Origin of the sequence: Streptomyces sp. NPDC006551 (assembly GCF_040611675.1) — a bacterium.
GTDB lineage: Bacteria > Actinomycetota > Actinomycetes > Streptomycetales > Streptomycetaceae > Streptomyces.
This window is the reverse complement of sequence record NZ_JBEXOT010000018.1, coordinates 56,845-69,883: the sequence shown is the minus strand read 5'-3', so window position 1 is coordinate 69,883 and position 13,039 is coordinate 56,845. Positions and strand designations below refer to the sequence as shown.

The window sequence follows — 13,039 nt, the reverse complement described above, 5'->3', positions numbered from 1 at the left end:
GCGCCCGGGGGCTGTCCCTACGGCTTGCCCCGCCGGCCTCTGAGCTGGTCGGCGACCGGCCTCAGGGACTCGTGGAGGTCGCCGAGCGCCTCGGGGCTCAGCTGGTCGATGAAGTGCCTGCGCACCGACTCGACATGATGCGGGGCCACCTTCTTCATCGTGTCCATGCCTTGCTCCGTCAGGACCGCGTACAGGCCGCGCCGGTCCGACTCGCAGCTCTGCCGGTGGACGAGGCCGGCGTTCTCCATCCGGGTGATCTGGTGCGAGAGCCGGCTCTTGGACTGCAGCGTCGCGGCCGCGAGGTCGCTCATCCGCAGCCGCCGTTCGGCCGACTCCGACAGATTGACCAGGATCTCGTAGTCGTTGATGGTCAGGCCGAAGGGCTGCAGGTCCTTCTCCAGCTGGTACGTCAGCATTCTGTTGACGTCCAGATAGGTGCGCCAGGCGCACTGCTCGGCGTCGGTGAGCCAGGGGGTGGCCGTCTCGGTCTCCATGTATGGATTCTACCTAAGAAGTTGAATACTGGACGAAGTCAGGGAGTGTGACGCCACGCACCCGGGGCCCCGGAGTACGGGTGCAGACGTTCGAGGACGTCACACTCCGCAGACTACCGCTCACAGCCCGAAGCGACGCTGGAGGTCCCCCAGCTGGCCGGGAAGGCGCGGTACGGAACCGTGCTGACCCTGCCCCGAATGGCCTGAACCGTGCGTACCGGGCACCCCCGGCTGCGCCGGGGCCGCGCCGGTCGCGCGCTCCGCCATCAGCAGCTCCGTCGACTGGAGCAGGACCGTGCCCGCGCCCACGAACTCGAACTGGTGCTCCTCGCCCGAGGTGCCCCCGAGGCCCGTCAGCGCCCGCACGCCGCCCATCACGCCCGTCATGTAGCCGTGGTCGTAGTGGTGGCAGGGCGACGGGCAGTCCGCCCAGCCCACCAGGGCCTGCGGATCCACCCGGAGCGGGGGCTCCATGAAGACCACCGGGCCGTTCGAGGCCGCCACGAACTTGCCCGTGCCGAGCAGCGTCACGAAGCCGGGCACGATCGACTGCTTCAGCGCCAGCGTCGGCTGATAGGCCAGGAGGTTGCCCGAACGGATCGTCAGATTGCCCTCGTCCAGGTCGTACGAGTTGACGTCGAAGGCCCGGTCGGCGAGCAGCATCTTGCCGCTGCCCTCCGCCACCACCCAGTCGCTCGCGTGCAGCGGCGAGTGGAAGGACGTACGGACCAGGCGGTCGAGCCGGCCGTGGCCGATGCCGTTGAAGTCGATCCGCCCGTAGTAGGCGATCATCTTCCCCTTCTGCAGGAACCACTGGGAGCCCTTGAGCTCCACGCAGAAGGTGTACGGATTGACGTTGTCGTCCGACGGCAGGGTCGTCGGATCGTGAATCACGGGGGCGCTCACAGCTTCTCCTCCGAGGCCTGGACGTACACCGCACCGCTGCCGCTCAGCTCCAGCTGGAACGCCTCGCCCGAGCCGCGCCCCACCATGTCGCGCCAGCCCAGCGCGGTGGAGAGCTTGTTCCGTACGTCGCCGTGGTGGGCGACGTACGCCTGCGGGTCCACATGGACCGCGCGCCCCGGCGTGATCGGCAGCTCGATCACCCCGCCGTGCGCCATGACGGCCACCGAGCCGTGACCCTTCAGGGTCGTGGTGAAGAGGCCCTGGCCCGTCACCTGGCCGCGCACCATGCCCATGACGCCGCCCTGGGAGCCCATGAACATCGTGCCCTGCTCCAGGGTGCCGTCGAAGGCGAGCAGCCGGTCCGCCTCGACGTGGAGGGTGTCGCCGGTCAGCCGGATCACCTGGATGTGGTGGCCGCCGTGCCCGAACATCACCGTGCCGTTGCCCTCGACGGTCATCAGCGGTGTCGCCTCGCCCGCCACCCGGCGGCCGATCATCGACATCACGCCGCCCTGGCCGCCGGCCGTGTTCGGCGTGAAAGTGACGTCGCCGCGGTAGGCGAGCATCGCGCCCCGCTGGCTGAACATGCGCTGCCCGGGCACGACCGTGGCCTCGACCATCTTCGAGTTGATCTCGCGGAACGGCATCTCAGACCTCACCCCCGACGGTGTTCCGCTCGCTGGGCTGGACATAGACGAGCCCGTCGCCCTCGAAGCGGATCTGGAACGCCTCGCCGCCACCCTCGCCCATGAATGTGCGGAAGGTCACACCGGACTGGAAGTGCTGCTGGAGGTTGCCCTGGTGGGCGATGTACGCGCCGGGGTCGACGGCGAGCGGGTACTGCGGAGTCACCCGCAGCACGACTGCCGGGCCGTCGGACATGATCGCCGCCTGGCCGCTGCCCTCGATGGTCGTCGTGAAGAGGCCGTTGCCGGTCGCTCCGCCGCGCAGGCCGGTGAAGGTGGTGCCGGTGCGCAGGCCCGCGTCGGTGCAGAGCAGATTGCTCGCCTCGACCCAGAGTTTGTCACCGTTCAGGGAGACGAGGTTGATCTCGGACGCGCGGTCGGCGAACCAGCAGGTCCCCTGGCCTTTCACCTCCATCAGCTCCATCTGCTCGCCGGTGAGCCGGCGGGTGACCATCCCGCGCAGGCCCTCGCCGCCGCCGGACATCTTCTTGAAGGCCATCTGGCCGTCGTAGGCGACCATCGAGCCGTTTTTCGCCTTGACGGCGTCGCCGGTCATGTCGACGGCCAGCACTTTGCTGCCTTGGAGTCGGAACGTTGCCACGCAGTGACGGTACTGGGCCCCCGGATAAAGAGACAGCAAAGTCGGCGTGCACAATGGACGGGCCCTTGTGCGTCCGTTCACAAGATCGAACGAAGGTGACCCCTCCCGTGGACATCAAGACCGCTTCCTCCCTCCACCGGCTCCGGCTCGTCTCGGCGCCGGAGGCCGTGTCGTTCCTCCTGCTGCTGGTCTGCTCGGTGCTGAAGCGGACCACGGACTTCAACGCGGTGCCGGTGATGGGTGCGATCCACGGCATCCTCTTCATCCTCTACGTCCTCTTCTGGCTGGACGCCTGGAACCGCACGAAGTGGAACTTCAAGACGGCGGCGCTCTACTTCGTGCTCTCCGTGCTGCCCTTCGGCGGCTTCTTCGCCGAGCGCAAGCTGAAGCGCGAGGCGCAGGACGCGGTCATCGCCTCCCGCGCCCGCCGCGAGGGCACGGTGAACGCGTGATCGTCGCCTTCTCCGTCACCCCGCTGGGCGTCGGCGAGGAGGTCGGCGAGTACGTCGCCGACGCCGTCCGGGTCGTCCGGGAGTCCGGGCTGCCGAACCGTACCGACGCCATGTTCACCTCGATCGAGGGGGACTGGGACGAGGTCATGGATGTGGTCAAGCGTGCCGTCGCCGCCGTGGAGGCCCGCGCGCCGCGGGTCTCGCTGGTCCTCAAGGCCGACGTCCGGCCCGGCGTCACCGACGGCCTGACCTCCAAGGTCGAGACGGTGGAGCGCCACCTCTCGGCCTGAGGCGGAGAACCGTACGCGAGCCCCCCGGCCCCACCGCCGGGGGGCTCAGGGTCTATCCGGCCCTAGATCCGCCGGACCGGCCCTGGTCGTCGCCGAGCGCCGACGGCCCCGGCGCGTCACCGGATCGGGCGAACCTCCCGTCCCGACTCCGCCGTGCGGAGTAAAACCGCTCGCTCGGACTACTCCAGTCGACACATCGAACGGTGTCCCCTTTCGTGGGGTTATCGGCCTGTTCGACGACAGCTGGAGGCACCGTGCGGTCGAGAGGGTACGACTACGACACCTACAGCCGACTCGCCGGTCCGCTCACGGAGCCGGACACGGACGCCTACCAGGTGCGGTACCGCAGTCTGCTCTCGAAGGAGCCGCACCGCGTACGAGCGGTCCTCCTGATGAGCCTCGCGCCCCTGCTGTCCGCGCTGCTGTTCGCCTACCTCGTCTGGCCCAGCCACTGGACCGTCCGTGAGGGCGGTGACCGGTGGCTCGTCGGGTTCGACACCGTGATGCTGGTGTCGATCGGTCTCATCTGCCTCTTCATGCTGGTGAACGTCACGTCGATCGCCCACGCCACCATGGTCGCGCGTGACCCGATACCCGTGTACCCCGAGAAGGGCACCCGCGTCGCCTTCCTCACCACGTACGTACCGGGCAAGGAACCCCTCTCCATGGTCCGCGCCACCCTCGAAGGAGCGGTGCGGCTGCGCCACTGCGGCCCGCGGGACGTCTGGCTCCTCGACGAGGGTGACGACGAGCGGGCCAAGGCCCTGTGCAAGGAACTCGGCGTCAGGCACTTCACCCGCGCGGGCGTCCCCGAGTGGAACCAGCGGACGGGCGCACACAAGGCCCGCACCAAGCACGGCAACTACAACGCCTGGATCGCGATGCACGGGGACGCGTACGACTTCTTCGCCTCCGTCGACACCGATCACGTACCGCTGCCGAACTTCCTGGAGCGGATGCTCGGCTACTTCCGCGACCCCGACGTCGCCTTCGTCGTCGGACCGCAGGTGTACGGCAACTACACCTCCGCCGTCACCAAGGCCGCCGAGTCCCAGCAGTTCCTCTTCCACGCGCTGATCCAGCGGGCCGGCAACCGCTACCACGCCCCCATGTTCGTCGGCACCAACAACGTCGTGCGGATCGCCGCCGTCAAGCAGATCGGCGGCCTGTACGACTCGATCACCGAGGACATGGCCACCGGCTTCGAACTGCACCGCGCCAGGAACCCGCGCACCGGCCGCTTCTGGCGCTCCGTCTACACCCCCGACGTGCTCGCCGTCGGCGAGGGACCGGTCTCCTGGACCGACTTCTTCTCCCAGCAACTGCGCTGGTCCCGGGGGACGTACGAGACGCTGTTCAAGCAGTACTGGAAGGCGCCCTTCCGGGTCCCGCCCGGTCGCCTCCTCAACTACACCCTGATGCTCGTCTACTACCCGATGACGGCCGTCAACTGGTTCCTCGGCGTCCTCAGTTGCGTCCTGTTCCTCTGGCTCGGGGCGTCCGGCACCCAGGTCTCCTCCTCCGTCTGGCTGATGATCTACAGCGACGCGGTGGCCCTGCAGATCGGCCTGTACCTGTGGAACCGGCGGCACAACGTCTCACCCCACGAGCCCGAGGGATCCGGCGGCCTCGCCGGCATGGCGATGTCCGCGCTCTCCGCCCCCATCTACCTCACGTCGCTCGGCTCGGCGGTCCTGCGCACCCATGGCCGGTTCGTCGTCACGCCCAAGGGCGGGGAGACCAGCCCCGACCGGATCATCACCTTCCGGATCCATCTCTACTGGGCCGTGATCCTCATCGCCTCGCTCGCCGCCTCCGTCCACCTCCGCCACACCCACGCGGCCATGCGCACCTGGGCCGTCCTGGCCCTGGTCATCGCCCTCGCCCCCGTCGCCATCTGGAGCTGGACGACCCTGCGCGAGCGGCGCGCCCGTGCCGAGGCCAGGAAGACCGTGGCCGTCCGCCCCGCCCCCGAGAGCGAGCCGGTGGCCCTGGTCGCCAAGGTCGCCAAGACGACCACCACCGCCGCGGGAACCGCCAAGCCCGCCCCCGCGCCCACGACGACCGGAGGGAACTGAGCCATGGCCCACCGGCCGCCGAAAAAGCTCAAGAAGACCCTGCTCGGCGGCGGCGCGATCGTGGTCCTCGCCGCGCTCAACGCCCCGGCCGCCCTCTCCTTCGCCGAGGCGAAGTACCACGCCTACAAGATCGCCCAGCCCGGGTACAAGCGGAAGTACGGCTCCTGGTCGAAGGTCGCGGTGCCTGACGAGTACCGCGTCAACGCCATCCACGCCGCGCTCCTGCACACCGGCAAGGTGCTGCTGATCGCCGGCTCGGGCAACGACCAGAAGAAGTTCGACTCCGGCACCTTCGAGACCATCCTCTGGGACCCGGTGAAGAACACCTTCAAGAAGATCCCGACCCCCGAGGACTTCTTCTGCGCGGGCCACACCCAGCTCCCCGACGGCCGCCTCCTCGTCGCCGGCGGCACAGCCCGCTACGAGATCCTCGACGGTGAGGTGAAGAGGGCCGGCGGCGGGATGCGGGTCAAGAACGAGAGCCCCGACAAGGCGATCACGCTGAAGAAGGGCACCGTCTTCCGCTCGCCCTCGGGCGTCGAGTACGTCTCCAAGTTCGACGTGACGGTCCCCAAGGCCAAGCGCGAGTTCGAGATCTCGTACTTCAAGAGCGGTCAGATGAAGCCCTGGAGCACCAAGGTCACCGCCGCCGAGGCGAGGGTCTTCGTCGAGGCGAGGAAGGAGGGCGCGCAGGCGCTCACCACGGAGGCGGCGCAGTACGAGATCGTCGGCCTCGAGGGCGGCGACGCCGACAACGTCTACGGCCTCGCCCAGCGGCTCACCACCGAGAAACAGGACTTCCAGGGCATCAAGGCGGCGTACGAGTTCGACCCCAGGGCCGAGAAGTACATACCCGTCGCCCCGATGAAGGACGCCCGCTGGTACCCCACGCTCGTCACCCTCGACGACGGCAAGGTGCTCGCCGTCTCCGGCCTCAACGACGTCGGCGACGTCGTCCCCGGCGACAACGAGATCTACGACCCCAAGACCAAGAAGTGGTCCAAGGGCCCCTTCCGCTACTTCCCCACCTACCCGTCCCTCTTCCTCACCAAGGGCGGCAAGCTCCTCTACAGCGGCTCCAACGCCGGCTACGGCCCCGCCGAGAAGGGCCGCGAACCGGGTCTGTGGGATCTGGAGAGGAACTCCTTCACCAGGATCGGCGGGCTGACCGACCCCGACCAGCTGGAGACCTCCGCCTCCCTGATGCTGCCGCCCGTCCAGGACCAGAAGGTCATGGTCCTCGGCGGTGGCGGCGTCGGCGAGTCACCGAAGTCCACGGCCCGTACGTCGATCATCGACCTGTCCGAGGACAGCCCGGTCTTCCGGGACGGGCCCGCGCTGCCCCAGGGCACCCGCTACCTCAGCAGCGTGCTTCTGCCCGACGACACGGTCTTCACCACCGGCGGCTCGAAGGAGTACCGCGGCCGCAGCGGCAGCGACATCCTCAAGGCGCAGTTCTACAGCCCGGCGGCCAACGCCTTCACGGCCGCCGCCGACCCCACGGTCGGCCGCAACTACCACTCCGAGGCGCTGCTGCTGCCCGACGGCCGGGTCGCCACCTTCGGCTCCGACCCGCTCTTCGACGACGAGGACAACACCAGGCTCGGCACGTTCGAGCAGCGGATCGAGGTCTTCACTCCGCCCTATCTGCACAAGGCGGGCGCCGACCGCCCCGCCCTCGGCGCAGGGCCGCAGGAGGTCGACCAGAACGGCCGCGCCACCTTCCTTACGAAGGACGCGGCCCGGATCACCAAGGCCCGGCTGATGCGGCCCAGTGCCGTCACCCACAACACGGACGTGGAACAGCGCTCGGTCGCCCTCGGCCTGACGAAGACCAGGGACTCGGTGACCGTCCACGTGCCCCGGGACAGGACGCTGGTGCCGCCCGGCTGGTACATGCTCTTCGTGACGGACGCGGACGGCACGCCGTCCGAGGCGACGTGGATCCGGATCGGCTGATGGCCGTCCCGTAACTGATCTCTGGCACGAGAGAGGTCGGCTGAGATCGGATCCTGGGTCCCACCCTTTGGAAGAGGCGCCGACCTCGGTTCACCCCTGTGACCGCACGACACAGCAGCGGATGGCAGGGGCCGTCCTCCCGGCAACGTGTGGATCCACCCGCCCGGGGAGATGAGCAGGGCCCCTGTTATCGTGCGCCGATGTCAACGATCAAGCAGTTCCAAGTGACCTTCGACTGCGCGGAACCTGCGCGCCTCGCCGCCTTCTGGTGCGAGGTGCTGGGGTACGTCGTACCGACAGTCCCGGAGGGCTTTGCCACGTGGGAGGAGTACCACCACTCGCTGCCGCCTGAGGACGAGGTCTACTTCGCGTGCGCTGATCCCTCGGGTGTGGGCCCGCGCTTGCTCTTCCAGCGAGTTCCCGAAGGCAAGGTCGTCAAGAACCGGGTGCATCTTGATGTGCGGGTCGGCACAGGGCTCGTGGGTGACGAGCGCCTGGCCACACTCGAGGCCGAATGCGCACGGCTGATGGCGCTCGGGGCGAAACACGTGCTGACGCAGCGCGCCGATGGCGTCAACGAGTCGTGCATCACGATGCAGGACATCGAGGGCAACGAGTTCTGCCTCGACTGATTCTCCTCCGAGACTGCGAGAGGGGAGCCGTCTCCAGGGGACCTCTCAGGTCTCGTACGCGGCAGAAGCTATCCCGTGAGAGCGAGGCTGTGCAGTCGGGCGATGCCGAGCATGGCGTGTCGGACCCCGTCGCCCTTGAGACGGCAGTCGCGGAGGATCTTCCAGGTCTTCACGCGGGCGAAGACGTGCTCGACGCGGGCCCGGACCTGTTGGTGCGAGCGATTGTGCTCGCGCTTCCAGCCCGGCAACTCTTCGCCCGGGGCGCGGCGGTGGGGGCATGAGGAGGCCGGTGCCCGGATAGCCGCCGTCGGCCATCGTGAGGGTCCTGCCCACGGCGGCCTTCGCGCGCCAGACTCCTCCCATGCCCGGCAGTCGTTGCGATTGCCGGGCAAAGGCTCACCGACCACAACGACCAGGCGGGTATCCGCGTCGATGACGACCCAGTAAGCGACTACCAACAGCACCCGGTCCTCCAGCGGCAGACCCCACGGCCGCCCGGTCACTTTCCGATGCCGTCGGCGAGGCCCTTGACGATGTAGCGCTGACCGAAGAAGAACAGCAGCACCACCGGGACCGCGGCGATCGCCATTCCGGCGAAGACGACGGGAAAGTCCGTGCCGTGCTTGCTCATGAGGCTGGTCAGTCCGACCGGCAGCGTCTGGACGTCGCTGCCGTTGGTGAACACCATCGCGAAGAGGTACTCGTTCCAGGCGAACAGGACGTGCAGCAGGACGGTGGAGGTGATGATCGGTTTGCACATCGGCAGGATGATCCGCCAGAAGGCGGTCCAGCGGCCGGCGCCGTCGATCTCGGCCGCCTCGTCGACCTCGCGCGGGAGGTCGATCATGTAGGCGCGGATGAGGAAGGTGGTGAACGGGACCCGGAAGGCCGTGTACAGGATGAGCAGCGCCCAGAAGCTGTTGTACAGGCCCATTGCCTGGAACATCTGCACGAGCGGCACCAGTGCCACGGTGGGGGTGAGCATGAGCCCGCCGAGGATGACGGCGGTGAGCACCTTGTTGAGCGGAATGTTCACCCGGGTGAGGCCGTAAGCGGCCCAGGCGCTGATGAAGACGGTCGCGATCGTCGACGTCACCGTGACCAGCACACTGGCCGTGAGGTAGTCGCTCACCCCGCGGTTCCACGCCTTCCGGTAGTTCTCGAAACTCCAGCTGTCCGGGATCGCGAAGGGGTTGTCGAAGAGTTCGGCGTTGGTCTTGAACCCGTTGAGGACCATCCACAGCAGCGGATAGAGCACGACCACCGCCAGGCCGAGCAGGAAGGCCCACAAGAACAGGCGCGCGATCACGCCGAGGAAGCCGAGACGAGTCACCATTCCACCCTTTTCCTACGGGTGATCCACAGCTGCGCCATGGCGATGGTGAGCGTGATCACGAAGAGCACGGTGCCGATCGCCGCGGCCGACCCGAAGTCGTTGCGTACGAAACCGTTGCGGTACAGCCAGGTGCCGAGAACCTGGGTCGAGTTGTTCGGGCCTCCGCTGGTCATCACCATGACCTCGTTGAACACCTGGAACGCGCCGGAGACGGTCACCATCATCATGAGACCGGTCATCTCGCGCACCAGCGGCAGCGTCACCTGGAAGAAGCGGCGGACGGGTCCGACGCCGTCGAGGGCGGCCGCCTCGTAGAGCTCGGAGGGGATGCGCTGGATCGCGATGGCGAAGAGCAGGGTGCAGTACCCGAAGCCCTGCCACTGGCTCATGGCGATGATCGCGAACATCGCCGTGCTCTCCTGCCCCAGCCACGCCTGGGCGAACTCGCCCAGTCCCACCGCGTCGAGCACATGGTTGAGCAGGCCGATGTTGGGCTCGTAGACGAAGTAGAAGAGCAGGCCCGCGACGGTCAGGGAGATCGCCGAGGGGATGAAGTAGACGGCACGGAGGGCGCTTTGCCATCGCCGGCCGCGCACGCTCTCGACGAGCGCGGCGAGCAGCAGCGCGCCGAAGACCTGGAACGCGATGGAGAGGACCGCGTACCAGAGGTTGTTGGCGAACGACGACCAGAAGACCGGGTCGCCGACGAGTCGGCGGTAGTTCTCCAGGCCGACGTACTCCTGGTCACCGCTGTAGATGTCCCACGTGAGCGTGGAGAACCCGAAGTTCTGCACGAGTGGCAGGTAGACGAACACTCCGAGCAGGGCGAGGGCCGGAATGACCCAGGCCAGCCCGAGCGCCCTTCGGCACATGGTGCGCACCGGCATGTTTCCCTTCGGCAGCGCGGCCTACTTGGCCGACGTGGAGGCCCGGCGCACGCTCTCGAGCACCTTCTCGGGAGTCATGCCGCCGCTGATCAGCGCCTCGCCGCCGGCCAGCCAGGCGTCGGCGACCTCGGGGGCGGTGACCATGTCGAGCCAACCGACCAGGCTCGGGGCCTTGTTGACCCGCTCGATGCCCTCGAAGACGGCCTTGCTCGACGTCCGCGGTGTGACGGCCCCGACCACCGTGCTGGGCTGGCCGTACGGCGGTGAGGAGAGGGTCGCGGCGTTCTTCGGTTCGGTCACGAACTTCATGAAGTCGACGGCGAGGGCCGCGCGCGGCGACCGCGCGTTGACGAAGTAGCCCTCCGGCGCTCCCTCGATCACCTTCGGGTCCCCCTTCGCGCCCCGCGGGGCGGGCAGGGGGAAGATCCCCAGGTTCTCGGGCTTGAGGGACCCGCCCGCGGTCGTGCTGTCGAACTCGAGGATCTCCTGGTAGTACATCGCCGCCTTGCCGCGGCCGAACGCCTCCTGCGCCGAGGTGTAGAGGACGCCGTTGGTGCCGCCCCGGGTGTCGGTGCACGAGTCGACGAGGGTCTTGAACTGCCGGAGGGCGGTGAGGTAGCCGGGGTCTTCGAGGGTCGCCGTCCCGGGATGGTTGTCCGCCTCGCGGACGGGGGCCGGAACGTTGTACGCGAAGAGCTGCTGCAGGTAGTGCAGCGCGGGCCAGCCGTCCTTGTTGCCGAAGGCGACGGGTTCGTATCCGGCCTCGCGGAGGTCGGCGCAGCCGGCGATCAGCTCCTCGAAGGTGGTCGGAACCTCGACACCGGCCTTGTCGAACGCGGCCTTGTTGTAGCCCATGAACTTGCCGTTGTTGTAAAGGGGTATGCCGTAGTACCTGCCGTCGTGCGCGAAGGCGGAGAGGGACGACTTGCTGAAGGTCTTCCCCCACTCGGTGTCGGGGCCGATGACCTCGGTGAGGTCCGCCGCCCGGCCTCCGCGGACGAAGTTGTCGGCCCAGTTCCCGGTCCAGGTGAAGTAGATGTCGGGGAGGGCGCCGGAGGCGGTGAGCGTCTTGGTCTTGTCCTTGATGCTCTGGTCGGTCTCCTGGATGAGCTCCACCTTCACCCCGGGGTGCTTCCGCTCGTAGGCGGCGGCGAGGTCCTCGAAGTAGGGGCTGAGCGGATCTCCCGCGAACTTGGTCAGGACGCTCAGGGTGCCGGAGAACTCCGGCGCGGCGCCGACATCGGCCGCCGGTGCTCGCGTCGGCCCGGCGAAGCAGCCGGTGAGCGCGAGCACCGAGGCCCCGAAGAGTGCCGCGTACCTCGTCATTGCACGAGCGCGCATGGGCTTCCTTTCGCTCGGGATGGGACCGCCGGTGCAGCCGGGCACCTCGGATCCGCCGCGGATTCCATGACGTGGACCGCTTGTGTGCGGCGACTGTACAGAGAATCTGATACCGGTACCAGAGCGAGGACGGAGAACTTCCGCGGACCTGCCCGGAGCCGCGCCGGGCCGCCGACGGAAGGCGGGCTCTGCTCCATGAACCTGCAGGTGAGAAAAGGGGATTGCCCCTGCGGGGCCCGCTCGGTGTTGACGGTCCTGATCTCTTGTGCCAGCGTGAGGCCCGCGTGATACCGGTATCAGGCCGCTCGGCGCCACCGGCCGCACCCTCCTCGAAAGGACCCGAAGATGCTCGGATTCAACGAGCCGGAAGTTCTCTCCCAGCTGGCGAGCACGGTGGCCCTGCGCCCCCGCATCGAAGAGCTCGCCGACCGCCTCGTGGACGAGGGGTTCGACCATCTCTTCCTCGTCGGCGCCGGCGGCACCTACGCCCAGATGTGGCCGTACGAGCACCTCGCCCGGCGCAGCTCGACACTCCCCGTGCGGGCCGTGATCGCCGCGGAACTGGTCGCCTCCGGTGATGCCACGCTCGGCGAGCGTTCGGTGGCCGTCTTCACGTCCGTGTCGGGCACGACGGAGGACAGCCTCAGCGCCATCGAGTTCTGCCGGTCCAAGGGCGTCCGCACGGTCGGCTTCACGGGCTACGCCGATTCCCCCATCGCCGAGAGCGTCGACGTCGCCCTGGTGTCGGAGCCGAAGGCCTGGCCGTTCGACCCGCAGATGCTGCTCTTCATGGGCCGGTTGCTCGCGCGGCGGGGCGAGTTCCAGGGTTACGAGAAGCTCGCCGATGAGCTCGCCGGTGTCCCGCGCCTCATGGTCGACGTGGCGAAGCAGGCCGATCCGTCCGCGAGCGCCTTCGCCGAGGCCCACAAGGACACCGACTACCACTTCCTCGTCGGCGGCGGGAACCTGTGGGGATTCACGTACCTCTACTCCATGTGCATCCTCGAGGAGATGCAGTGGCTGCGCACCACGCGCGTGCACAGCGCCGAGTTCTTCCACGGCTCCCTCGAACTGCTCGAAGAGGACACGAGCGTGATCATCTTTCAGGGGGAGGACGAGACCCGGGCGCTGACCGACCGCGTCGAGGCCTTCGCCAGGCGCATTTCCCGTGACGTGACCGTCTTCGACACGCGTGACTACGCGCTGGAAGGCATCAGTCCCGAGTTCCGCGGCCTCCTCGCGCCGCTCGTGCTCGACACCGTGATGGGCAGGGTGAGCAAGCACCTGGAGCGGGTGCGCGACCACTCGCTGGACCTGCGCCGCTACTACCGCGTCATGGACTACTGAGCCGACGAGCCCGCCGTCCCCGGTCGTCGC

General features: G+C 68.1%; 14 protein-coding genes. 6 read left to right on the top strand and 8 right to left on the bottom strand.

What is annotated here, in order from left to right:
* Window positions 1-17: 17 nt before the first annotated feature.
* The 4 genes from ABZY12_RS18230 to ABZY12_RS18215 form a co-directional block, all read right to left on the bottom strand.
* On the bottom strand, window positions 18-494 hold the full coding sequence (locus ABZY12_RS18230; RefSeq protein WP_356891388.1) for a MarR family transcriptional regulator: 477 nt from the start codon (window positions 492-494) through the stop codon (window positions 18-20).
* Between the two features lie 120 nt (window positions 495-614).
* A complete protein-coding gene (locus ABZY12_RS18225; RefSeq protein ID WP_356891386.1) occupies window positions 615-1,400 on the bottom strand; it encodes an AIM24 family protein in 786 nt (261 codons plus the stop codon).
* Window positions 1,397-2,047, bottom strand: a complete 651-nt coding sequence (locus ABZY12_RS18220; RefSeq protein WP_356891384.1) for an AIM24 family protein — start codon at window positions 2,045-2,047, stop codon at window positions 1,397-1,399. Before ABZY12_RS18220 ends, ABZY12_RS18225 begins: the two co-directional genes overlap by 4 nt.
* A gap of 1 nt (window position 2,048) precedes the next feature.
* The gene (locus tag ABZY12_RS18215; protein ID WP_356891382.1) at window positions 2,049-2,687 is read right to left on the bottom strand and encodes an AIM24 family protein; all 639 of its coding nucleotides are present in this window, start codon (window positions 2,685-2,687) and stop codon (window positions 2,049-2,051) included.
* Between the two features lie 107 nt (window positions 2,688-2,794).
* Here ABZY12_RS18215 and ABZY12_RS18210 point away from each other — a divergent pair, with 107 nt between their 5' ends.
* The 5 genes from ABZY12_RS18210 to ABZY12_RS18190 all read left to right on the top strand — a co-directional run bounded on the left by ABZY12_RS18210 (window position 2,795) and on the right by ABZY12_RS18190 (window position 8,098).
* Window positions 2,795-3,139 carry a DUF3817 domain-containing protein gene (locus ABZY12_RS18210; RefSeq protein WP_356891380.1) on the top strand — a complete coding sequence of 115 codons (345 nt, stop codon included), beginning with the start codon at window positions 2,795-2,797 and terminating at the stop codon, window positions 3,137-3,139.
* Entirely contained in the window at window positions 3,136-3,429 is a 294-nt protein-coding gene (locus tag ABZY12_RS18205) for an MTH1187 family thiamine-binding protein (protein WP_356891378.1), read from the top strand. Before ABZY12_RS18210 ends, ABZY12_RS18205 begins: the two co-directional genes overlap by 4 nt.
* Before the next feature lie 254 nt (window positions 3,430-3,683).
* Window positions 3,684-5,507 carry a cellulose synthase catalytic subunit gene (locus ABZY12_RS18200; protein WP_356891376.1) on the top strand — a complete coding sequence of 608 codons (1,824 nt, stop codon included), beginning with the start codon at window positions 3,684-3,686 and terminating at the stop codon, window positions 5,505-5,507.
* A gap of 3 nt (window positions 5,508-5,510) precedes the next feature.
* On the top strand, window positions 5,511-7,466 hold the full coding sequence (locus ABZY12_RS18195) for a kelch motif-containing protein (RefSeq protein WP_356891374.1): 1,956 nt from the start codon (window positions 5,511-5,513) through the stop codon (window positions 7,464-7,466).
* 200 nt (window positions 7,467-7,666) lie between these two features.
* Window positions 7,667-8,098: a VOC family protein gene (locus tag ABZY12_RS18190; protein ID WP_356891372.1), complete on the top strand. Its 432-nt coding sequence runs from the start codon at window positions 7,667-7,669 to the stop codon at window positions 8,096-8,098.
* Between the two features lie 68 nt (window positions 8,099-8,166).
* On the opposite strand, the gene ABZY12_RS18185 is transcribed toward ABZY12_RS18190, so the two are convergent.
* From ABZY12_RS18185 to ABZY12_RS18170, 4 genes are all read right to left on the bottom strand, one after another.
* Entirely contained in the window at window positions 8,167-8,505 is a 339-nt protein-coding gene (locus ABZY12_RS18185) for a transposase family protein (protein WP_356891487.1), read from the bottom strand.
* 92 nt (window positions 8,506-8,597) lie between these two features.
* The gene (locus ABZY12_RS18180; RefSeq protein ID WP_356891370.1) at window positions 8,598-9,434 is read right to left on the bottom strand and encodes a carbohydrate ABC transporter permease; all 837 of its coding nucleotides are present in this window, start codon (window positions 9,432-9,434) and stop codon (window positions 8,598-8,600) included.
* Window positions 9,428-10,321 carry a sugar ABC transporter permease gene (locus ABZY12_RS18175; protein WP_356891368.1) on the bottom strand — a complete coding sequence of 298 codons (894 nt, stop codon included), beginning with the start codon at window positions 10,319-10,321 and terminating at the stop codon, window positions 9,428-9,430. The genes ABZY12_RS18180 and ABZY12_RS18175 overlap by 7 nt, the downstream gene beginning before the upstream one ends.
* Before the next feature lie 21 nt (window positions 10,322-10,342).
* Window positions 10,343-11,662, bottom strand: coding sequence for an extracellular solute-binding protein (locus ABZY12_RS18170; RefSeq protein WP_356891366.1), 1,320 nt, complete (start codon window positions 11,660-11,662; stop codon window positions 10,343-10,345).
* 345 nt (window positions 11,663-12,007) lie between these two features.
* On the opposite strand from ABZY12_RS18170, the gene ABZY12_RS18165 reads away from it, so the two are divergent.
* Window positions 12,008-13,009, top strand: a complete 1,002-nt coding sequence (locus ABZY12_RS18165) for an SIS domain-containing protein (RefSeq protein WP_356891364.1) — start codon at window positions 12,008-12,010, stop codon at window positions 13,007-13,009.
* Window positions 13,010-13,039: the final 30 nt, after the last annotated feature.

What these genes read in the sequence shown, in the direction of transcription:
- ABZY12_RS18230 (WP_356891388.1), bottom strand. Translation starts at nt 494, where the DNA reads ATGGAGACCGAGACGGCCACCCCCTGGCTCACCGACGCCGAGCAGTGC.
- ABZY12_RS18220 (WP_356891384.1), bottom strand. Translation starts at nt 2,047, where the DNA reads ATGCCGTTCCGCGAGATCAACTCGAAGATGGTCGAGGCCACGGTCGTG.
- ABZY12_RS18195 (WP_356891374.1), top strand. Translation starts at nt 5,511, where the DNA reads ATGGCCCACCGGCCGCCGAAAAAGCTCAAGAAGACCCTGCTCGGCGGC.
- ABZY12_RS18190 (WP_356891372.1), top strand. Translation starts at nt 7,667, where the DNA reads ATGTCAACGATCAAGCAGTTCCAAGTGACCTTCGACTGCGCGGAACCT.
- ABZY12_RS18180 (WP_356891370.1), bottom strand. Translation starts at nt 9,434, where the DNA reads ATGGTGACTCGTCTCGGCTTCCTCGGCGTGATCGCGCGCCTGTTCTTG.
- ABZY12_RS18175 (WP_356891368.1), bottom strand. Translation starts at nt 10,321, where the DNA reads ATGCCGGTGCGCACCATGTGCCGAAGGGCGCTCGGGCTGGCCTGGGTC.
- ABZY12_RS18170 (WP_356891366.1), bottom strand. Translation starts at nt 11,662, where the DNA reads ATGCGCGCTCGTGCAATGACGAGGTACGCGGCACTCTTCGGGGCCTCG.
- ABZY12_RS18165 (WP_356891364.1), top strand. Translation starts at nt 12,008, where the DNA reads ATGCTCGGATTCAACGAGCCGGAAGTTCTCTCCCAGCTGGCGAGCACG.